Raw genomic sequence first — 20,571 nt, 5'->3', positions numbered from 1 at the left:
GCTTGCCTCGGATCATAATCATAATTATCATTATTATTCCAGATGGAGCCAGCGACATGCCGCAGCGGATCGCGCCGGACCACCTGCCCGGCGTGACCCCGTCGCGGCAGCAGCGCAGCCGCGAGACGACGCTTGCCCTGCTGATGGCCGGCGAGGAGCTGCTGCGCACGCGCAGCCTCGCGGAGCTGTCGATCAGCGACCTCTGTGCGCATATCGGGGCAACGGTCGGCGCCTTCTACAGCCGGTTCGACAGCAAGGAGGCCTACTTCAACGCCCTGCTCGCGCTCACTTTGGCGGACGGGCGGAAACAGCTCTTGAGACTCCCGCCGCCCGATCCCGTCCGCGCGGGCGACCCGCAATGCCACCTGCTGGTGCGCGGCACCGTGCTGTGGATGCGCCGTCACAAGGGTGTGCTACGCGCAGCGCTCGTGCGCAGCGAGCCCGGACCGAACCACTGGAGCGGCTTCAAGGAGCTGGCACAGGCACTGTCGGAGCGTGCGGCGCTGCTCCTGCTGCCTGCGGGCCGGCGCGCCGGCCCGGCCTCGCGCACGCGGTCGCGAACAGCGGAGGCGCGAAAGACGGTCGCGTTCGGCGTCCAGGTCGTGCTCGGCACCCTGGTGAACGCCGTCCTCAACGATCCCGGCCCGCTGTCGATCGACGATGACGAGATCGCGGAACGGCTCGGCGCCTGCCTGGTCCTGCTGCTGCGCGCCGGCCCGGACGGCGCGCCGCGAAAGCCGCAGGCCGCGAGAGGCAAGCGCTAGACCCTGCCGGCCCGTGGCGCGGCGGGGCGGCAGAGCACGTTGGAAATCCGTCATCCAGCGGCTTGCCAAAGCCTGAGACATGCGGGTAGAAGGACCCATCGTCGCCGCCCTGCTTTGCCGGCCGGCGCGCAAAACGGTGCCAGACAGTCCGGCAATTGCTTGAAACTGCACGGCATTCCGTTGGGGAATGGTGTAACGGTAGCACAACAGACTCTGACTCTGTTTGTCTTGGTTCGAATCCAGGTTCCCCAGCCAGCTTGATCACCGCCGCGACGGCCTGAAGCACGACAGCCTCATCCTCGTGATCTGAGAAGCGTCGGGGTCGTTTTTGCCTCGGGCACGAGATCCATCCCCAAGGTGCGGACACGCTGCGGCGTCCGCCACCCCTTCGGCACGCGTCCCGCGCGTTAACGTCTGCTCATTGCGAATCGGCGAGAATGGAACAACCATTGCGAGCAATGGACCGGTTCTGTGGAGGAAACACTTGCAAAGCAGCGTCGGCTCCCGTGCCTTCCAGAACGCAAGGCTGCAAAAGCGGGCCAAGAAACAGGCGGACGTGCTGTTGCCGGCGGCGGTCAAGGCCTACCGCGAAGGCCGGCATCCGGAGGCTCAGGCCCTGTGCCAGCAGATCCTGCAGGACCTGCCGCAGCATTTCGGCGCCCTGCATCTGCTCGGCGTCTCCGAACGGGACTGCGGCCGCTTCGACCAGGCGGTGCGCGTCCTGACACGGGCGACCGAGATCGACCCGCGCTCGGCCGACGCCCAGTCTGATCTCGGCCTGTCGTTGTCTCGGCTCGGCCGTCACGAGGACGCTCGCGCCCGATTCGAGCGCGCCATCGCGCTCAGGCCGAACTTCCCGACCGCGCTCACTCATCTCGGCAATGCGCTGATGAGCCTCTTCCGTTTCGAGGAGGCAATATCGGCGCATGACCGCGCCATTGCCCTGAAGCCCGACTATGCCGAGGCCTACGCCAATCTCGGCATGGCGCTGCTGTTCACGAGCCGCAACGACGAGGCCGATCAGAACTTCGATCGCGCGCTGGCGCTGCAGCCGCGGTTGCTGACGGCCCTGTTCGGCAAGGGCGTGGCCAGCATGAACCTGCGGGATTTCGATTCCGCGCTGGCGGCGCTGAATGCGGCGCTGGCGATCAATCCGAAGGCTGCCGCCGTGCTCGCCCAGCGTGGCCGGGCGTATCAGGAGTTGGGCAAGTTCGACCAGGCGGAGGCCGATTTTGACGCCGCGCTCGCCCTCGAGCCGCTGCTGGAAGAAGCTCTTTGCGGCAAGGCCACGGTCGCGCTCGTCAATGGCAACATCGCGCTGGCGATCTCCGTCATCAACAAGGTGCTGGCACAGAACCCGGCCTCGGAGATCGCCTGGACTCTGCTCGGCGTCTGCGCTGCGGCGCAGGGCGACACCGCCACGGCAATCGAACACTACGACCGGGCTCTCGCGATCAGGCCAAACCACGAGGACGCGATTACCAAGAAGATCTTCGCGCTGGATTTCCTGCCCGACACCGGAGTGGAACGTCTTCAGGAAGCGCGGAGATATTGGTGGGAGGCGATCGGCTCGCGGTTGGAGCGCCGCTCGCTCGGCGTGCGAAACATCGACCCCGACCGTCGGCTTGTCGTCGGCTACGTCTCGTCCGATTTCCGCGACCATTCAGCGGCCTTTGCCTTCCTGCCCATCCTGCGCCATCACGATCGCGCGAAGTTCGAAATCCTTGCGTATTCCTGTTCGCCTATGAAGGATGCCAAGACCGACCTGTGCCGCTCGCTGGTCGATCGCTTTGTCGACGCCTCGCTGTGGGGCGACGACAAGCTCGCCGATCAGATTCAGGCCGACAAGGTCGACATCCTCGTCGACCTCTCGGGGCATTCCGCCGGCCACCGGCTCACGATGTTTGCGCGCAAGCCCGCCCCGGTTCAGGTCTCGGCCGTCGGCAGCGTCACCGGGACCGGCCTGCCCGTCATGGATTATCTGCTGGCCGATCCGGTAGCGATTCCGACCGCGGTCCGGCATCTGTTTGCCGAAAGGATCTACGATCTGCCATCGCTGATCACGATCGAACCTGCGCCCCCCATTCCGCCATCGCCGCTGCCAATGCTTCGTAACGGCCACGTCACCTTCGGCGCGTTCAATCGCATCGACAAGATGTCCGAGCCGACCATCGAACTCTGGTCGAAGCTGATGACGGCAACACCCGGCTCCATCATCGTGGTCAAGAACCACTCGATGGGCGATCCCCTGCTGCGCGACCGATTGGTTGCGCGCTTCGTCGCTCACGGCATTGCCGCGAACCGCGTCCGTTGTGCAGGAAAGACGACGCGCCAGGAGCATCTTTCGATGTTCGCCGAGATCGACATCTCGCTCGATCCGTTCCCACAGAATGGGGGCATCTCGACCTGGGAATCGCTGCAGATGGGCGTGCCTGTGGTCACCAAGCTCGGCAGCGGCCCCGCGGCTCGCGCAGGCGGCGCGATCGTGAAGGCGGTGGGCCTCGACGCGTGGGTCGCCGAAGACGACGACGGCTATCTCGCGATCGCGCTGAAATTCTGCTCACGGCCTGCCGAACTTGCGGCGCTCCGCGCCGAACTGCCGGCCATGGTCTCGCATTCAGCGGCCGGCAACGGCGCGCTCTACACGCAGCATGTGGAACAGGGATACCGGACGTTCTGGCGCGATTATTGCCGGCAAGCGCCGATCCGCTAGCGTTTCCTGTTTTGATTGGATCAGGACCGACCGGGCCGGCACAGCCTCGCGCCGGTGCGTTGCTCGACCCATGCCAGATACTATTCCGACCGGTCCAGCACTTGTGCCCGCGACAATCGTCCGGGCCATCGACTGCTCGAACAGCTCGAGCATGCGCTGGCCGAGGTCGAGGGCATCGGGGCGCGGCGTATGGAACCATTGCCAATCGTCCGACGACGGGAGGCCGAGGATCATGTGCTGCCGGCCGTGCCGCATCACGAGCTGGCACTCCTCCGTTGCCGCGAGGGCGAACTCATGGATCTTGTACAGATCCGGCATCACGGCCGACCGGAAATCGGCGTGCATGCGATCCTGAAAGCGTGCGCCCGATCACGGAATTAACCCGTCATTCACCACGATCCTCATCCGGCCGGAACGATGCAATTTGCTTCAAATTGTCTGGCCAGGGAGACGGGACATGACCAAGCTGATGGACCTCGACGATCAGATCGAGCGGGCCGAGCGGCTCGAGCGGAGCATCACCGACGCGCTGACGATCGAGCGGCTGCGCCAATTCGCGGCCGGGTGCCGGCGCGAGCGCGAGCGGCTGTCGCAGCACCAGCAGCGCGCGGCCTGAGCAGGCGCGACGACCTGCAACGCAGCCATGGTCAACGGGCTGCCCGCTACGGAGCTCGGCGAGCGCACGCTGTCACGAGCAGGTCGTCACCATGTTGGTGCAGAGCTGCCGGGTCCAGCCGATGCCCTTCTTGACGCGGATCTTGGCGAAGTCGCCAAAGCAGCCGAGCAGCTCGACCGACTGGTCACCGCTCGCATGCGGGTCGAGCTTCGCGCTCGACGTGGCGTGATCGCGGTAGATCGCCGCGCCGTTCTGCAGGCCGCCGGCGCCGACGATGCTCCGATGCAGGAAGCCCCTGCCCTGAAAGATCACGGTCTCCTTGCCCTGATCGACGTCGTTCAGCATGGCCCGGTCGATCTCGAACCAGTCGCCTTGCTGCGCGACGAGATGCACGACGATCCAGCCATCGCTGGTCGGATTTTTCAGGACCTCGACGATGCTGCCGCCAGGCTCGGCACGGACATTGGCACCATTCGGATCGCGGTCGGTGACGTCGGCCTCGACGTTGCAGGCTTCGCGATGCGGCGCCTGCGCAGTGGCAATGCCCGGCGCGATGAGCATCGCGGTCAGCAGCAGAATTCTCGTCAGCATTGAACGGTCACCGGCCTCCGATCCGTCCCGCATTGGTCGCGCGGCCGACGCGGCGGTTCAACACCGAGCATTCAACACCGAGCAAATGGCGGCGACCAGCCGAGCTCACGGCGACCGCCGATCAGATCTATCCCGAGGACATCATCGAGGTGCTCCGGCATCCGGAGGTCTGGTGAGAGGCGCTACAGCCGACCGCCCGCGAGTGCGGCGGCGCGCGGCCGGCCGACGTCGTCGAGCACATGCGGCATCGGCGAGACCGGAAACACCGCGTTGATCTGGCCCGTCCCCGATGACGGGAAGAACGGCGTCACCACCTCGACGCCGCGGTCGTAGTGGTTCCAGCCGAGCGCGCCGAGCAGCATGGCCGTATCGTGCATGAAGCCCTCGCCATGGCCCTTGCTGGCATATTCCGGCAACATGTCGCAGAAATCCGGCCACTCGCCGTGCTCCCACATCTGGATCACCTCGTGGTCGAGCCGCTCCAGGAACGGGCTGAACATCCGGTCGCGATACTCGTCGGCGGTGCCGTTCTGGGCAAAGCGATGGCTCAGCGAGCCCGAGGCGAAGAAGGCCACCGTGCCGTCGTAATGATCCTCGACCGCGCGGCGGAAGGCCCAGCCGAGCTTGGCGCTGTCGGCGAGATAATGCGAGGTGCACAGCGCCGAGACGGAGACGACCTTGAAGTGGCGGTCGGGGTTCATGTAGCGCATCGGCACCAAGGTGCCGTATTCCAGCGCCAGCGACGTCGCATCGTGGGCCATGGTGGCAACGCCATGGGCGTTGGCGCCCTCGGCGAGGATGTGGCCCAGCTCCGGGTTGCCGTCGTATTCATAGGTCATGTTGGCGATGAAGTGCGGCAGCTCGTTCGAGGTGTAGAGCCCCTCGAAATGCGGCGCGCAATTGATGTGGTAGCCGGCATTGACCAGCCAATGGGTGTCGAACACGACGATGGTGTCGACGCCGGCCTCGCGGCAGCGCCGGCCGATCTCGATATGACCGTCGATCGCCGACTGTCGCTTGCCCTTGGCCGGACCATCCAGCTCGCTGAGATACATCGACGGCACGTGCGTGATCTTGGCCGCCAGTGCGAGCTTGCCCATCCTCTCGTCTCCCTTCCGGTCGTTCCCCGGCCGGCATCGCCGACCGTTTGCTTGGAAGGCAGATTACCCCTGCAGCTCCGCGAAAAAAAGGGCCGCACGCGCGGCCCTTCCTTGGTGTCCGATCCATCGTCTGTCCCATGATCATGGGACGGACAGCCACGAGATGCGGTCACGCCGCCTTGATGTCGATGGTCTTGGCGGCCTTCTGTACCTCGGGCTTCTTCGGCAGGGTGACCTTGAGCACGCCCTGCTTGAACACGGCCTCGATCTTGTCGGTGTCGACGCCGTCGGGGATCTGGAAGGAGCGTTCGAACGAGCCGAAGCTGCGCTCACGGACGTAATAGTCCTTCTTCTTCTCCTCCTTGTCCTCCTGCTTCTCGCCCTTGATCGAGAGCACGCCGCTCGCAACCTTCACCTCGACGTTCTTCTCGTCGAGGCCGGGCAGCTCAGCGGTGACCTCGTAGGCATTGTCGTGCTCGGCGACGTCGACCGCCGGCGCCACGGCAAAGGACCGTGCGCGGGCCAGGCCCGGCAGTTGGTCGAACAGCGACGGCGTGCGCCAGATCCCGCCGTGGAAGTCCTCGAACACGCGATCGATCTCGCGGCGCAGGTTCTCGAACGGCCGCCATCCCTGCATGGATGGCGCACCTGCCTTCTCGGTGTTGACGGGCAGCTTGGTAGGTTCAGCCATAACATCATCCTCCTGCTTCACGCGAGGATCGGGTCCGCAACGGCATGGGCGCGACCGATTTCGTTGATCGGCCGGCATCCGCTCCCTCGCGCTTGACGGGAAAAATATAGCCGGCACGCCCGGGTTCCAGATTGATTGCGATCAAATCGCTGAGCGGCTGGAGGTTCGGATCGGCGCGGCAGCCCCTCCAGGTTTCTTTCGGCGCCGGGGCCTCCACAGCCGAAGAGCCGTTCAGGAAGAGCCTTGGAGATGGTGAACCGGACGTTAACCCGAACGGTTCGCGCGACGCTTGAGGAAAGAATTGAGAAAGCCTTACAGTGCAAGGCCTTAGGTCCCATTGAGGAGGTGCGATCGCAACGCCCCGCGCGACCCTCCGACCACCGGGCTGGGCGGGCGGCGCAGTCACAAACGTTGCCCGCTTAACAAATTTTCCAGTCCCAGCAGAGAAGGTGTCAATTCAACAATTCACCACAGGTTTCATGACCGTGACATCCTTCGGACGCGTGATCTCGGTGCGGGGCTCCCAGGCCCGCGTCGGCATTCTGTCGACACAGCAGATGAACGCCTCCGATATCCGCGCGACAGTCGGCCGTTTCATCAGCATTCGCTGCCCGAGCGCCACGATCATTGCGATCATCACCGAGGTGACCAGCGAGGACCTCTCGCGTGCCAACGAATACGTCGCGACGGCTTCGGTAGACCTGCTCGGCGAGATTCTCGGACCGGCCGAGCGGCCCAAGTTCCAGCGCGGCGTCACCCACTACCCGACCATCGGCGACGCCGTCGACATGATCACGAGCGAGGAGCTGCGCACGATCTACACGCCGACCGCCGGCGACCACATCGACATCGGCGCGCTGCAGCAGGACACCTCCGTGCGCGCCTGTGTCAATGTCGAGGAAATGCTGTCGAAGCACTTCGCCGTGCTCGGTTCGACCGGCGTCGGCAAATCGACCGGCGTGTCGCTGCTGCTCAACGAGATCCTGAAGGCGCGGCCGAACCTGCGCATCTTCCTCCTCGACGTCCACAACGAATATGGCCGCTGCTTTGGTGAAAAGGCGCTGGTGCTGAACCCGCGCAACCTGAAGCTGCCGTTTTGGCTGTTCAATTTCGAGGAGATCGTCGACGTCCTGTTCGGCGGCCGACCGGGCGTGCCGGAAGAGCTCGACATCCTGGCCGAAGTGATCCCGCTGGCGAAGGGCATCTACACCCAATACCAGAACACGGACCGCATCGGGCTCAAGCGCATCGACCCGAAGACCGTCGGCTACACCGTCGATACGCCGGTGCCCTACCGCCTCGTCGACCTGATCAACCTGATCGACGAGCGCATGGGCAAGCTCGAGAACCGCTCCTCGCGCATCATCTATCACAAGCTGATCTCGCGGATCGAGACGGTACGCAACGACCCGCGCTACGCCTTCATGTTCGACAACGCCAATGTCGGCGGCGACACCATGGCCGAGGTCATCAGCCACCTGTTCCGCCTGCCGGCCAACGGCCGGCCGATGACGGTCATGCAGCTCGCCGGCTTCCCGGCCGAGGTGGTCGATTCCGTGGTCTCGGTCGTGTGCCGCATGGCGTTCGATTTCGGCCTGTGGAGCGACGGCGTCTCGCCGCTGCTGTTCGTCTGCGAGGAAGCGCACCGCTACGCCTCGGCCGACCGCTCGATCGGCTTCGGCCCGACCCGCAAGGCGATCTCGCGCATCGCCAAGGAAGGCCGGAAATACGGCGTCTATCTCGGCCTGATCACCCAGCGGCCGGCCGAGCTCGACGCCACCATCATCTCCCAGTGCAACACGCTGTTCACGATGCGGCTCGCCAACGAGCGCGACCAGTCGCTGCTGCGTTCGGCGGTGTCGGATGCCGCCGCCAACCTGCTCTCCTTCGTTCCCTCGCTCGGCACCCGCGAGGTGCTGGCGTTCGGCGAAGGCGTCGCGCTGCCGACCCGGCTGCGCTTCAAGGAGGTGCCGCTGCATCAATTGCCGCGCAGCGAGGCGACGATCGCCACCGTCCGCTCGGTGAATGCCGGACATGACATGCATTTCGTCAGTGCCGTGCTGGAGCGCTGGCGCGGAGCGACCTCGAGCCGGGACGCGTCGAGCGGCGACAGCGGCGCCGGCAACCTCGGAGATCGCGGCAGCCTGTCCGCCTCGCTGGACGCGCCAATGCTGCAGCCGTCGATGGGCCTCGACCCGGACCGCTTCTCGCTGCTGAAGAAGCCGCTGCGCTAAAGCCGGCGGCGGCCCTCCTCAAATCCCGATCGACGACGGCTGCCGAGGAGGCGTTGCGGGCGCTCCACCACTGGCGGGTGATGGACCGAGCTGGACCGTTGCGCCTGCGCCGCGATCGACTAAGGTTCGCCCCCTGCCACGCATGCCGGACCCGTTGCCATGACCCAGCCCGCCATCAGCCGCTTCCCCGTCCCCGCAATCGATGCGCTGCCGGACGACATCCGCACCCGCCTGCTCGGCGTGCAGGAGAAGAGCGGCTTCGTGCCCAACGTGTTCCTGACACTTGCGCACCGGCCGGACGAGTTCCGCGCGTTCTTTGCGTATCACGACGCGCTGATGGAGAAGGACGGCGGGCTGACCAAGGCCGAGCGCGAGATGATCGTGGTCGCGACCTCGAGCGCCAACCAGTGCCAGTATTGCGTGATCGCGCACGGCGCGATCCTGCGCATCCGCGCCAAGAATCCCCTGATCGCCGACCAGATCGCGATCAACTACCGCAAGGCCGACATCACGCCACGGCAGCGGGCGATGCTCGATTTCGCGATGAAGGTGGCGCTCGAGGCGCAAACGGTCGGGGATGCCGATTTCAAGGCGCTGGCCGGCCACGGCTTCGGCGACGACGATATCTGGGACATCGCCGCGATCGCGGCGTTCTTCGCGCTGTCGAACCGGATCGCGAATGTCACGGGCATGCGGCCCAACGACGAGTTCTACCTGATGGGGCGGCTGCCGAAGACCAAGTGAGACGATCAGTCGTCCGACGCCGGCCCGCACCAGCCGGGCAGATAGACCGCGTCGTGGCTCTTTGCGGCCGCCAGCGCGTGCTCCATGGCGGCGGCGAAATGAGTCTCGACCGTCTTGCGCTTGACCTTGCGGCGCAGGAAGTCGGCCCATAGGAATTCGCTGAACGGCGTCGTGTCCTTGGCAAAGCCGCCGGCGCGGCGCAGCTCGCCGGCCAGGCTGCGGAACGGATCGTCCTTCAGATTCGCGACGGACTTCGGCAGGTCCTTGAAATGCCGCCGCTCGCCCTTGGCGTCGTAAGGATAGACCCAGCGCTTGTTGTCCATCACGCCCCAGAACGCCTCGCGATCGACCATCGAGAGGTCGCCGATCACCGTGACCAGCACGTCCTTGACGCCCTCGTCATGGAGCGCGCGGGCGAGGTGATGGTGGTCGACGACGTAGTGCCGCTCATCGGGACCAAGCACCACCGGGATCATGTGCTTGCCGAGCAGCTCGGCCTGCTTCTTCTTCGACTTGTGCTCGCGCCAGCGCTCGCGTTTCTCCTTCACCTCGCGCATGCCCACGGTCATCTGCGTCGGGCGCAGCGACAGGATCGGCACGGGATGAAGCAGCGGCTCGCGGGTATTGGCCATGGCTGGGCTCCGGGGGATGATCAGCATTATGCCACGCCTGCCGAGCCGTTCCAGCGCATCTGCCCGTAGCTGCGACGCCGTTCGGACCGGCCGCGGCAGGTTCCAATCACCCGCGGAGCGGGCGCCGATTGGATGCATTCGAGGAGCGAGATGCTTTGCTGATGCAGCTCAATTATGGCAAAGTTTCTTTGTGAGAGGTCGGGCCTGCGTGCTAGAAAGGACCATCGGAGTCGAGGCATGAAGTCCCAGCGCCCCATTGCAGCGGAGGAAGAGCATCGCGTGGTGCCGTTCCGGCCGCGCAGCAGTCCGGTGCGGCGCGTCACCGAGGGCGGCAGTCCGCCGATTCAGCTGCATCGGGGCGAGCGACCGACACTCGATCTCTCCCGGTATGAGCAGCCCCGCGAGGAGCCCGATGACTTCCGTCACCGCATCCTGGCCAACATCGCCGCCATCGCCTTCACGGTCGCGTTGACCGCGATCGGCATCTGGCTGGCGATGAGCATTGCCGACCTGCGCAAGACCCAGGACTGCCTGCTGACCGGACGGCGCGACTGCGCCCGCATCATCACCGAGACCTACACGCCCTGATCCCCCTGCTGGACGCGGCTGCCGCGGCCGACGAGGCATCACAATCCCGCCACAACCGCCGTGTCCGGCTCCATTGAACTCACCGCGTCGCTCCGATATACGGGCACACGACTCCCGGGCGACGGGGGTAGAAGGGCTCGCATCAGACGGCCCCGGGGGCGCGGTGTCCTCCCGTCGCCACCTACCGGATTAGCTCCAAAATATCAAAGGCTTAGTGATGTCCTCAACATTCGATCAGGTCGCCACGATCATCGCTGAAACCTGCGACATCCCGCGCGACACGATCACGCCGGATAGCCATGCCATCGACGATCTGGGCATCGACAGCCTCGATTTCCTCGACATCGCATTTGCGATCGACAAGGCCTTCGGGATCAAGCTGCCGCTCGAGAAGTGGACGCAGGAAGTCAACGACGGCAAAGCCAGCACCGAGCAGTATTTCGTGCTGAAGAACCTGTGCGCCCGCATCGACGAGCTGGTCGCCGCCAAGGGCGCGTGAGCGCCCGCCATGCAGATCGAATACTTCCTGCTCATCGACCGCATTCTCGATCTCCGGCTGGACGAGAAGACCATCACCGTCGAAGCCAAGGTCCCCACCGAAAGCACGATCTTCGAAGGACATTTCCCGGGCTATCCGATCATGCCCGGCGTTCTCCTGATCGAATCGATGGCGCAGACATCGGGCTGGCTGCTGCTCGCGCTGATGAAGTTCGAGCGGATGCCGTTCCTTGCCGCAGTCAAGGAGGCCAAGATGCGCGGCTTCGTATCGCCGGGCGAGGTGCTGACCGTCGAGGCCAACGTGCTGCACGAGGGCTCCGGTTACGCCATGACCGAAGCGCGCGTGAAGGTCGGCGGCAAACTGCGTTCGAATGCGACCATCACTTTCAGTCACGTCCCCTTCCCCAATCCGGAGCTGCGCGGACACATGGACGCCGTCGCCGAGCGCGTCGGCTTTCCGCAACAGGTCCTGCAGCGATGAGTGAGACGACAGCCGTGACCTCCGAACCCGTCGAAGTCTGGATCACCGGTATCGGTCTTGCGACCTCGCTTGGCGAGGGACTCGATGCGAACTGGGACGCCCTCAACTCCGGCCAGATCAACGTCGATGAGCAGGGTTTCGCGCCCTACATCGTGCATCCCTGGGCCAAGGTGAATCTGGAAGCGCAGATCCCGAAGAAGGAGCAGCGCCAGATGGAGGCGTGGCAGCGCATCGGCACCTATGCCGCCGGGCTTGCGCTGGATTCCGCTGGCCTCAAGGGCAACAAGGACATCCTGTCGCGGATGGACATGATCGTCGCCGCGGGCGGCGGTGAGCGCGACATCTCCGTCGACACCGCGATCCTCAACGCGGAAGCCCAGGGCAATTGCACACCCGGCTTCCTGAACGATCGGCTGATGAGCGACCTGCGCCCGACCCTGTTCCTGGCGCAGTTGTCCAACCTGCTCGCCGGCAACATCGCGATCTCGCACGGCGTCTGCGGCACCTCGCGCACCTTCATGGGCGAGGAGGTTGCGGGCGTCGACGCGTTCAAGATCGCTTTGGCCCGCATCGCCGGCGGCCAGAGCGACATCGCGCTGGTCGGCGGCTCGCACAATGGCGAGCGCAAGGATCTGCTCGTGCTGTACGAGTTCGGCGACTACAATCTGAAGAACGAATTCAAGCCGGTCTGGTCCCGCAAGGACCATCCGGGCTTCGCGCTCGGATCGGCCGGCGCGTTCCTGGTGCTGGAATCCAGGCCGCATGCCGAGGCCCGCGGCGCCAAGCCGCTGGCCCGGCTCAGCAAGGTCGTCGCCGACCGCGCCCGCCGCAAGGAGGCAGGCGCGGTGACGGGAACGCTGGACCGTCTGTGGTCGGCGCTCGACGTCCACGAGGCCCCCGGCGCCATCATCACCGGCGCGACCGGCGCCGAGCCGGTGACGTCGGAGGAGCGCGCATTCCTCGACCATCACAAGGCGTTCGCGGTGCGCTCGAGCGGGACCCGCTTCGGCCATTCGATGGAGGCGCAGTTCGCGCTCGGTCTCGCGCTCGCTGCGCTCTCGATCTCGCGCGGCGCCCTGTTCGCGCCGGGTGACGCCTCGGGCGTGGAGACCGACATGAAGGATGCTCCGGCCCAGATCGTGGTGGTCGGCGCGGGCCACTACCGCGGCGAAGGCATGGCCTTGGTCGAAGCAGTCAAGTGAACGCGGCACGGCCTTAAGAAGACACGACGGGGGACATCATGAGTGTACGCGACAAGTTTGGACGCCCCATCGTGGTCGTGACCGGGATGGGCATCGTCACCTCCCTTGGGGCCGGCAAGTCCGATAATTGGAACAAGCTCGTGGCCGGCGAGTCCGGAATCCGCACCATCACGCGGTTTCCGATCGACGGCTTGAAGACGACCATGGCCGGCACGGTCGATTTCGTCCCCGTGGCGCCGTTCACGTCGACGGGACTGTCCGAGCGGCTCGGTCACATGGCCGTCGAGGAAGCCATCGCGCAGGCTGGAATCGGCAGCAAGGGCGATTTTCCGGGCCCGCTGTTTCTCGCCGTGGCGCCGGTCGAGATCGAGTGGCCCCAGCGTCTGGAGCTCGCGCACGAGGTTGGCGGCACTCAGTTCACCTATGACGACCTGCTGAAGGTCTGCGGCGGCGGCAAGTTCGTCAACTATCACCACCGCTTCCTGTTCGGCTCGGTCGCCGATTCGCTGTCCGACACCTTCGGCACCAAGGGCTCGCCGATCTCGCTGTCGACCGCCTGCGCCTCCGGCGCGACCGCGATCCAGCTCGGCGTCGAAGCCATCCGACGCGGTGAGACTGACGTCGCGCTATGCGCCGCCACCGAAGGCTCGGTCAATCCGGAAGGGCTCGTGCGCTTCTCGCTGCTGTCGGCGCTGTCGACCCAGAACGACCCGCCGCAGGCCGCCTCCAAGCCGTTCTCCAAGAACCGCGATGGCTTCGTGATGGCCGAGGGCGCCGGCGCGCTGGTGCTGGAAAGCTACGACGCGGCCGTGGCGCGCGGCGCCAAGATCCTCGGCGTCGTCGCTGGCTGCGGCGAGCTGACCGACTCCTTCCACCGCACCCGTTCCTCGCCGGACGGCAAGCCGATCATCGGCTGCATCCGCAAGGCGCTCGCCGATGCCGGCATGGCCCCTGAGCAGATCGACCATATCAATGCCCACGGCACCGCCACGCCCGAGAACGACAAGATGGAATATGTCGGCGTCTCCGCCGTGTTCGGCGAGCACACCAGCAAGATTCCAGTGTCGTCGAACAAGTCGATGGTCGGCCACACCATCTCGGCAGCCGGCGCGGTCGAGGCGATCTTCTCGCTGCAGACGCTCGAGCATCAGCGCATTCCGCCGACCATTAACTACGACATTCCGGATCCCGCGATCCTGTTCGACGTCGTCGGCAACAAGGCCCGCGATGCGCGCGTCACCACCGTGATGTCGAATTCGTTCGGCTTCGGCGGCCAGAACGCCTCGCTGATCCTGACGCGCGAACCGGCCTGATCCGCCGCTGCCATCGATGAGTCTCCTGCCCCTCCGGACCAAGCTCGTGATCCGCCGAGCCGTGAAGTCGGCCGGGGCTTCCGCCGTCGGCGCGCTGACGGTCGGCATGCTCAGGACCACGCGCTATTTCGACCCGCAGAAGACGGCCGACCGCTTCGCGCGCATTGCGCAGATGATCGGGCCACGCCTGCGCGAGCAGCGCATTGGTCGCGACAATCTCACCGCGGCCTTCCCGGAGAAATCGCCCGAGGAGATCGAGAGCATCCTCGCCGGCGTGTGGGACAATCTCGGCCGCGTCGGCGCCGAGTTCGCCCATCTCGACAAGATCTGGGATTACGACGAGGCGCATCCCGAGCGCAGCCGGATCGAGCTGTCGCCGCGCACCCATGAGCTGTTTCATCAGCTCCGTCTCGACGGCAAGCCAGCCCTGATCTTTGCCAGCCATCTCGCCAATTGGGAGATGCCGGCGCTGGCGGCGGTCGCCCATAAGCTCGATACGGCGATCCTTTATCGTCGACCCAACATCGCCGCCGCCGACCGCATCATCCAGGAGATACGGCAGGTCAAGATGGGCACACTGGTCCCGGCCGGCCGCGACGCCCCGCTGCGGCTGGCCCAGGCGCTCAAGAACGGCCAGCACGTTGCCATGCTGGTCGATCAGTACCTGACCGGCGGCGTCGAGGTGACGTTCTTCGGCCGCAAGACCCGCGCCAATCCGATGCTGGCCCGCCTCTTACGCCAGGTCGAATGCCCGGTGCATGGCGTGCGCATCATCCGCCTCCCCGGCAATCGCTTCCGCGCCGAAGTCTCGGAGGAAGTGACGCCGGTGCGGACGGCCGACGGACAGATCGACATCCAGGGCACGACGCAGGCGATCACCGACGTCGTCGAGAGTTGGGTCCGCGAATATCCCGAGCAATGGCTCTGGCTGCACCGGCGCTGGCGGTAGCTCGCGCCGTACCAAATTCCACCCCAAGGAAGCCGGTTGGCAGCATCCGATGCCGTCGACAGGCCCATCCGAAGAAAACTCTTACCTCCTACACGAACGCTCGCTACCTTGGCCGCCGATCCGACAGATGTTCGGAAGCTCCAGGGAGGACAAGCGCGAATGTTTTCGCATGTGATGATCGGCACCAACGACCTCGACAAGGCCAAGGCCTTCTACGACAAGCTGCTGGGGACGCTGGGCGTGCGCCCCGCCAGGGTCGACGGCCACCGCATTTTCTACATCACACCGACCGGCATCTTCTCGGTGTCGAAGCCGATCAACGGCCAGCCCGCGACCCCTGCCAATGGCGGCACCATCGGCTTTGCCTGCAGCTCGCCCGAACAGGCCGACGCCTGGCATGCGGCGGGGCTCGAAGCCGGCGGCACCACCTGCGAAAACCCGCCTGGTGTTCGTGAAGGTTCGGCCGGCAAGCTGTATCTCGCCTACCTGCGCGACCTCGACGGCAACAAGCTCTGCGCGATGCACCGGATGACGTGATCGATCTCAACCGATTTGTCAGATCAAACCAAGCGATCAAGTCTCGTCATTCCGGGGCGATGCGCAGCATCGAACCCGGAATCTCGAGATTCCGGGTCTGGTGCTTGCTCACCATCCCGGAATGACGGGAGTCATCACCTGCCCGTCTTCACCTTGGTCCAGAGCCGGTTGATGATCCGCTGCGTCGCCGGCTCACGGGCGGTGATGACGAACAGCTTCTTCAAGGTCGCGTCGTCCGGATAGATGTTCTTGTCGCCAAGGATCTTCGGGTCGATCAGCTTCTGGCTGGCCAGGTTGCCGTTGGCATAGGACAGGAAGTCCGAGTTCTTGGCGGCGACCTCCGGGCGGTAGAGGTAGTTGATCAGCGCATACGCCTCAGCCACGTGCGGGGCGTCGGCGGGAATCGCAAAATTGTCGAAGAACATCTGCGCCCCCTCTTTCGGGATCGCATAGCCGATCTCGACGCCGTTCTTCGCTTCCTGGGCACGGCTCCTCGCCTGCATGATATCGCCGGACCAACCGACGACGAGGCAGATCTCGCCGGTGGCGAGCGCGCTCAGATATTCCGACGAATGAAACTTGCGCACCGATGGCGCGACCTTGCCGACCACCTCGGCCGCCTTCTCCAGGTCGGCCTGCCTGGTCGAGTTCGGGTCGATGCCGAGATAGCTCAGCGCCGCCGGAAAGATGTCGTCGGCGGAATCCAGCATGTGGACTCCGCAATCCTTGAACTTGGCGAGGTTCTCCGGCTTGAACACCATGTCCCAGCTGTCGATCCGCGCGCCGGGACCCAGGATCTTCTCGACCGCCTTGACGTTGTAGCCGATCCCGGTCGTGCCCCACATGTAGTTGACGGCGAACTGATTGCCGGGATCGTAGGTGGCGAGACGCTCGGTCACGACAGGCCAGGCATTGGCGAGATTCGGCAGCTTCGACTTGTCGAGCGGCTGGAAGATTTTTGCCTTGATCTGGCGCTGTAGGAAGTACGCGGTCGGCACCACGACGTCGTAGCCGGATTTGCCGGCGAGCAGCCGCGTCTCCAGGGTCTCGTTGGCGTCGAACGTGTCGTAGACCACCTTGATGCCGGTCTCCTTGGTGAAGTCGTCAAGGACACCGGGCGCCATGTAGTTCGACCAGTTGTAGAAGTTGACGACGCGCTCCTCGGCGCGCCCCGCCGGTACGGAAAGCGTCAACGCCGCGACGGCCAGCGCCAGAGCCGAACCCATGCAGCCGCGCGTCATCACTTGTCTCCTAGCGCCGGTGGATGGCGTCCGACAGACGCTCCAGCGCCGTATCCAGGGTTGCGTCCTTCTTGGCAAAGCAGAACCGCACCACGGAGGTCACGGCATCCGTCTCGTAGAACGCCGACACCGGGATGGCGGCCACCTTGTAGTCGTGGACGATGCGGCGGCAGAACTGCTCGTCGGTCTCGTTGAGGCCGAGCGGCGAAAGGTCGACGGTCAGGAAGTAGGTTCCCTGCGCCTTCAGCACGGGAAAGCCCAGGCTTTCGAGACCGGCCGTGAGCCGGTCGCGGCTGCGCGCGAGCTCGCTGCGCATGTTGACGAAATAGTCGTCCGACTTGCCGAGGCCGTAGGCGACTGCGACCTGCAGGTTCGGCGCGGTCGTGAACGTCAGGAATTGATGCACCTTGGCGGCCACGCGCAACAAATGCGGCGCGGCGCAGACGAAGCCGATCTTCCAGCCCGTCAACGAGAAGATCTTGCCTGCCGAGCCGACCTTGATGGTGCGGTCGCGCATCCCGGGAATCGCGATCAGCGGAATGTGCGCGCGGCCGTCGAACACGACGTGCTCCCACACCTCGTCGCAGATCGCGACCGCGTCGAACTCCTGGCAGAAGCGTGCCAACAGCTCGAGGTCCTCGCGCGGGTAGACCACCGCGGCCGGGTTGAGCGGGTTGTTGAACAGTACCGCCTTGGTCTTTGGCGAGAACGCCTGCCGCAGCATCTCCTCCGAGAGCCGCCAATGCGGCGGCTCGAGGCGGACGAGGCGCGGAATGCCGCCGGCCTGGCGGATGATCGGCAGATAGGAATCATAGACCGGCTGAAAGCAGATCACCTCGTCGCCCGGCTCGACCACCGACAGGATCGCCGACGTCAGCGCTTCGGTGCCGCCGGAGGTGACCATGACCTCGCTCATCGGATCGAGATCGAGCTTGTGCCAGTGCTTGTAGTGCGCGGCGATGGCCTGGCGCAGCTCCGGCAGGCCCATCATCGACGGATACTGATTGTAGCCGTTGAGGACCGCGTCGGCTGCGGCGCGGCGGATATCCTCCGGGCCCGGATCGTCGGGAAAGCCCTGCCCCAGATTGATGGCGTCGTTGTCGCGCGCGAGCTGCGACATCTGCTCGAAAATGGTGACGGGCAGGTCGGCGAAGACCTTGTTCTGCGAGATCATGATCGCCTGTCAGCCGCCGGTCCTGGTCGGCAGGCCGGCCGCCTTCCAGCCGAGCATACCGCCCTGGAGATGCTTGTCGTAGGGCAGCCCGGCGGCCTGCGCGGCGAGCGATGCCGTCACCGAGCGCTTGCCAGAGCGGCAGGCGAACACGACGTCCTTGCCTTGGGGATCCGGGATCAGCTTCGGGTCGAAGCCCGACAGCGGAACGACGACGCCGTCGGGATAGGCTTCCGCGGAAACTTCATTCGGCTCGCGCACGTCAACCAGAAGAATTCGCCCTTCCGCGATCCCCTGGGCCACGTCCTGCGGGGTCAAATCGTGCACAACAGCCACGCCCATCCTCCAAGCCTTCAGCGGGGCCGTATCGGCCCTGATCCGGCCGCCAAACTCACCCCAGACGCTGCGAAAATCAAGCGCTTCGGCACGCTGACGGGATGGGTCTCGAGCTCAGATCGTGACCTGGGTGCCGACCTCCACCACCCGCCCGCTCGGGATCTGGAAATAGTCGGTCGCATCGTTGGCGGAGCGGCTCATCGAGATGAACAGGTGATCCTGCCAACGCGGCATGCCCGAGTGCGCAGCCGGCTTCAGCGCGCGGCGCGACAGGAAGAACGAGGTCGACATGATGTCGAACTGCCAGCCGAGCTTGCGCGCGATCGCCAGGGCGCGCGGCACGTTGGGCGATTCCATGAAGCCGAAGCGCAACGTCACCTTGGAAAACGTCGGACTGATCTGCTCGAGGCGAACGCGTTCGGACGGCTCGATGCGCGGCGTCGGCGCGGTCTCGATCGTCAGGATCACGTTCTTTTCGTGCAGCACCTTGTAGTGCTTGAGGCTGTGCATCAGCGCGGTCGGCGCGCTCAAGGGATCGCTGGTCAGGAACACGGCCGTACCGGCCACCCGCTGCGGCGGACGCTTCTCAAGCATGGTCACGAGATCGGCGAGCGGGAATTCGAGCTTGCGCGACTTGTCGAACAAGAGCCGGCTGCCGCGCCGCCACGTGTACATCAGCGTCATCACGAAGCCGCCCAGCGCCAGCGGCACCCAGCCGCCTTCGAACACCTTCAGGAGGTTCGCCGCCAGGAAGGTCAGGTCCAGGAACAGGAACGGCGCAATCAGCGCGGCGGCCGCGAACGGCGACCACCGCCAGACCTTCCAGATCACGACGAAGCCCATCATGGCCGTCACGACCATGGTGCCGGTGACCGAGATGCCGTAGGCCGAGGCCAGCGCGCTGGACGACTTGAACATCAGCACGAGCAGCATGACCGAGATCAGCAGCAGCTTGTTGATGCGCGGAATGTAGATCTGGCCAGAATGCGCCTCGGAGGTGTGACGGATCTCGAAGCGCGGCAGCAGGCCGAGCTGGATCGCCTGCCGGGTCAGCGAATAGGCACCGGTGATGACGGCCTGGCTCGCGATGACGGTCGCCATGGTGGCGAGCGCGACCATCGGGATCAGCGCCCAATCCGGGAACATCAGGAAGAACGGGTTCTCGATCGCCTTCGCGTCGGCGATCACCAGCGCCCCCTGCCCCAGATAGTTCAGCGCCAGCGACGGCAGCACGATGAACAGCCAGGCGGTCTGGATCGGCCGCTTGCCGAAATGGCCGAGGTCGGCATACAGCGCCTCGGCGCCGGTGACGGCAAGGAACACCGCGCCGAGCGTGATGAAGCCGATGATCCCGTGATGCAGCATGAAGGTCACGGCATGCAGCGGGTTGATCGCCCACAGCACCTCCGGATGGTGCAGGATCGGCGGCAACGCCGCGATCCCGATCACCAGGAACCAGATCAGCATGATCGGGCCGAAGAACGCCGCCACCTTGGCCGTGCCGCGCACCTGGACCGCGAACAGCATGACCAGGATGATGACCGTGAGCGGCACGACGTAGGGATCGAACGCCGCCGTCACCAGCTTGATGCCCTCGATCGCCGACAGGACGGACAGGGCCGGCGTGATCACCGCGTCGCCATAGAACAGCGCGCCGCTGACGATACCGAGCAGAACGATGACGCTGGCGCCGCGCGTGACCGCACGCTGGGCGAGCGCCATCAGCGCCAGGGTGCCGCCCTCGCCGTGGTTGTCGGCGCGCAGCAGGATCACGACGTATTTGAGGGTCACGACGACGATGAGAGCCCACAGGATGAGCGAGATCACCCCCATCACGGCGTGAGGCGCAGCTTCGCCGCTGCTGCTCGCAGCCATGACCGCTTCACGCAACGCGTACAGCGGGCTGGTGCCGATGTCGCCATAGACGACACCGATGCTTCCCAGTGTCAGCGCCGCGAAGCTCGCCGTGGAATGGGCGTTGCCATGCCCGTTGGTCGCCGGCGCTTCCGCGGGCGTAGCTGCGACGTCGACTGTCATGGGGTAGCCCCCTCGAGGACTCGTTAATGCTTCACTGCACAACGCGGCAGAGCGCGCGGCTTATAGCGGCAGCGCGTTGCGACGGACCTGTCGGGAATGCGCCTCAGCCATGCATTTAGGCATACACGAGACA

Annotated in this window: 21 protein-coding genes and 1 tRNA gene; 13 read left to right on the top strand and 9 right to left on the bottom strand. The window is 65.3% G+C overall.

Annotation, left to right across the window (positions count from 1 at the left end; translation table 11 throughout):
• Positions 1 to 56 precede the first annotated feature (56 nt).
• The 3 genes from QW863_RS08455 (at position 57) to QW863_RS08445 (ending at position 3,477) form a co-directional block, all read left to right on the top strand.
• Positions 57 to 764 (top strand): TetR/AcrR family transcriptional regulator, encoded by a 708-nt coding sequence (locus QW863_RS08455; RefSeq protein ID WP_315714478.1) that lies wholly within the window; start codon positions 57 to 59, stop codon positions 762 to 764.
• Positions 765 to 945: 181 nt separating this feature from the next.
• Positions 946 to 1,019, top strand: a tRNA-Gln gene (locus tag QW863_RS08450).
• A gap of 229 nt (positions 1,020 to 1,248) precedes the next feature.
• Positions 1,249 to 3,477 carry a tetratricopeptide repeat protein gene (locus QW863_RS08445; protein WP_315714479.1) on the top strand — a complete coding sequence of 743 codons (2,229 nt, stop codon included), beginning with the start codon at positions 1,249 to 1,251 and terminating at the stop codon, positions 3,475 to 3,477.
• Here the strand turns inward: QW863_RS08445 and QW863_RS08440 are convergent.
• Positions 3,382 to 3,822, bottom strand: coding sequence for a hypothetical protein (locus tag QW863_RS08440; RefSeq protein ID WP_315714480.1), 441 nt, complete (start codon positions 3,820 to 3,822; stop codon positions 3,382 to 3,384). The two genes, QW863_RS08445 and QW863_RS08440, sit on opposite strands and share 96 nt — an antisense overlap.
• A 112-nt stretch (positions 3,823 to 3,934) precedes the next feature.
• Between QW863_RS08440 and QW863_RS08435 the strand changes: the two genes are divergently transcribed.
• Positions 3,935 to 4,093: a hypothetical protein gene (locus QW863_RS08435; RefSeq protein WP_315714481.1), complete on the top strand. Its 159-nt coding sequence runs from the start codon at positions 3,935 to 3,937 to the stop codon at positions 4,091 to 4,093.
• Between the two features lie 72 nt (positions 4,094 to 4,165).
• Here the strand turns inward: QW863_RS08435 and QW863_RS08430 are convergent, their stop codons facing one another.
• The 3 genes from QW863_RS08430 to QW863_RS08420 form a co-directional block, all read right to left on the bottom strand.
• Complete coding sequence (locus tag QW863_RS08430) at positions 4,166 to 4,684, bottom strand: hypothetical protein (protein ID WP_315714482.1); 519 nt, start codon at positions 4,682 to 4,684, stop codon at positions 4,166 to 4,168.
• Between the two features lie 182 nt (positions 4,685 to 4,866).
• Positions 4,867 to 5,784, bottom strand: coding sequence for a 3,4-dihydroxyphenylacetate 2,3-dioxygenase (gene hpaD, locus QW863_RS08425; RefSeq protein ID WP_315714484.1), 918 nt, complete (start codon positions 5,782 to 5,784; stop codon positions 4,867 to 4,869).
• A gap of 169 nt (positions 5,785 to 5,953) precedes the next feature.
• Positions 5,954 to 6,475 (bottom strand): Hsp20/alpha crystallin family protein, encoded by a 522-nt coding sequence (locus QW863_RS08420; RefSeq protein ID WP_315714485.1) that lies wholly within the window; start codon positions 6,473 to 6,475, stop codon positions 5,954 to 5,956.
• A gap of 479 nt (positions 6,476 to 6,954) precedes the next feature.
• On the opposite strand from QW863_RS08420, the gene QW863_RS08415 reads away from it, so the two are divergent.
• Positions 6,955 to 8,709 carry an ATP-binding protein gene (locus QW863_RS08415; RefSeq protein ID WP_315767553.1) on the top strand — a complete coding sequence of 585 codons (1,755 nt, stop codon included), beginning with the start codon at positions 6,955 to 6,957 and terminating at the stop codon, positions 8,707 to 8,709.
• A gap of 159 nt (positions 8,710 to 8,868) precedes the next feature.
• The gene (locus QW863_RS08410; RefSeq protein ID WP_315714487.1) at positions 8,869 to 9,453 is read left to right on the top strand and encodes a peroxidase-related enzyme; all 585 of its coding nucleotides are present in this window, start codon (positions 8,869 to 8,871) and stop codon (positions 9,451 to 9,453) included.
• Positions 9,454 to 9,458: 5 nt separating this feature from the next.
• Here QW863_RS08410 and QW863_RS08405 read toward each other — a convergent pair whose 3' ends face one another.
• Complete coding sequence (locus tag QW863_RS08405) at positions 9,459 to 10,085, bottom strand: ParB-like protein (protein WP_315714488.1); 627 nt, start codon at positions 10,083 to 10,085, stop codon at positions 9,459 to 9,461.
• A gap of 237 nt (positions 10,086 to 10,322) precedes the next feature.
• Between QW863_RS08405 and QW863_RS08400 the strand changes: the two genes are divergently transcribed.
• The 7 genes from QW863_RS08400 (at position 10,323) to QW863_RS08370 (ending at position 15,653) form a co-directional block, all read left to right on the top strand.
• Positions 10,323 to 10,673: a hypothetical protein gene (locus QW863_RS08400; RefSeq protein ID WP_315714489.1), complete on the top strand. Its 351-nt coding sequence runs from the start codon at positions 10,323 to 10,325 to the stop codon at positions 10,671 to 10,673.
• Positions 10,674 to 10,890: 217 nt separating this feature from the next.
• Positions 10,891 to 11,172 carry an acyl carrier protein gene (locus QW863_RS08395; RefSeq protein WP_006609130.1) on the top strand — a complete coding sequence of 94 codons (282 nt, stop codon included), beginning with the start codon at positions 10,891 to 10,893 and terminating at the stop codon, positions 11,170 to 11,172.
• Positions 11,173 to 11,181: 9 nt separating this feature from the next.
• Positions 11,182 to 11,652 (top strand): 3-hydroxyacyl-ACP dehydratase FabZ family protein, encoded by a 471-nt coding sequence (locus QW863_RS08390; RefSeq protein WP_315714490.1) that lies wholly within the window; start codon positions 11,182 to 11,184, stop codon positions 11,650 to 11,652.
• The gene (locus QW863_RS08385) at positions 11,649 to 12,854 is read left to right on the top strand and encodes a beta-ketoacyl-ACP synthase (RefSeq protein ID WP_315714491.1); all 1,206 of its coding nucleotides are present in this window, start codon (positions 11,649 to 11,651) and stop codon (positions 12,852 to 12,854) included. The genes QW863_RS08390 and QW863_RS08385 overlap by 4 nt, the downstream gene beginning before the upstream one ends.
• Positions 12,855 to 12,892: 38 nt before the next feature.
• On the top strand, positions 12,893 to 14,167 hold the full coding sequence (locus tag QW863_RS08380) for a beta-ketoacyl-ACP synthase (protein ID WP_409977896.1): 1,275 nt from the start codon (positions 12,893 to 12,895) through the stop codon (positions 14,165 to 14,167).
• Positions 14,168 to 14,183: 16 nt separating this feature from the next.
• On the top strand, positions 14,184 to 15,116 hold the full coding sequence (locus QW863_RS08375) for a lipid A biosynthesis lauroyl acyltransferase (RefSeq protein ID WP_315714492.1): 933 nt from the start codon (positions 14,184 to 14,186) through the stop codon (positions 15,114 to 15,116).
• Between the two features lie 159 nt (positions 15,117 to 15,275).
• Positions 15,276 to 15,653 carry a VOC family protein gene (locus QW863_RS08370; protein ID WP_315714493.1) on the top strand — a complete coding sequence of 126 codons (378 nt, stop codon included), beginning with the start codon at positions 15,276 to 15,278 and terminating at the stop codon, positions 15,651 to 15,653.
• A 134-nt stretch (positions 15,654 to 15,787) separates the two neighbouring features.
• Here the strand turns inward: QW863_RS08370 and QW863_RS08365 are convergent, their stop codons facing one another.
• The 4 genes from QW863_RS08365 to QW863_RS08350 form a co-directional block, all read right to left on the bottom strand.
• Positions 15,788 to 16,894 (bottom strand): polyamine ABC transporter substrate-binding protein, encoded by a 1,107-nt coding sequence (locus QW863_RS08365; protein ID WP_315714494.1) that lies wholly within the window; start codon positions 16,892 to 16,894, stop codon positions 15,788 to 15,790.
• Between the two features lie 10 nt (positions 16,895 to 16,904).
• Entirely contained in the window at positions 16,905 to 18,068 is a 1,164-nt protein-coding gene (locus QW863_RS08360) for an aminotransferase (RefSeq protein ID WP_315714495.1), read from the bottom strand.
• A gap of 9 nt (positions 18,069 to 18,077) precedes the next feature.
• A complete protein-coding gene (locus QW863_RS08355; RefSeq protein WP_315714496.1) occupies positions 18,078 to 18,407 on the bottom strand; it encodes a rhodanese-like domain-containing protein in 330 nt (109 codons plus the stop codon).
• Between the two features lie 108 nt (positions 18,408 to 18,515).
• The gene (locus QW863_RS08350) at positions 18,516 to 20,438 is read right to left on the bottom strand and encodes a potassium transporter Kup (protein ID WP_315714497.1); all 1,923 of its coding nucleotides are present in this window, start codon (positions 20,436 to 20,438) and stop codon (positions 18,516 to 18,518) included.
• Between the last annotated feature and the right edge of the window lie 133 nt (positions 20,439 to 20,571).

Source organism: Bradyrhizobium sp. SZCCHNR1017 (genome assembly GCF_032381375.1).
Classification (GTDB): domain Bacteria; phylum Pseudomonadota; class Alphaproteobacteria; order Rhizobiales; family Xanthobacteraceae; genus Bradyrhizobium.
The sequence above is the reverse complement of the archived record's forward strand: the minus strand, read 5'-3'. Positions and strand labels throughout refer to the sequence as shown.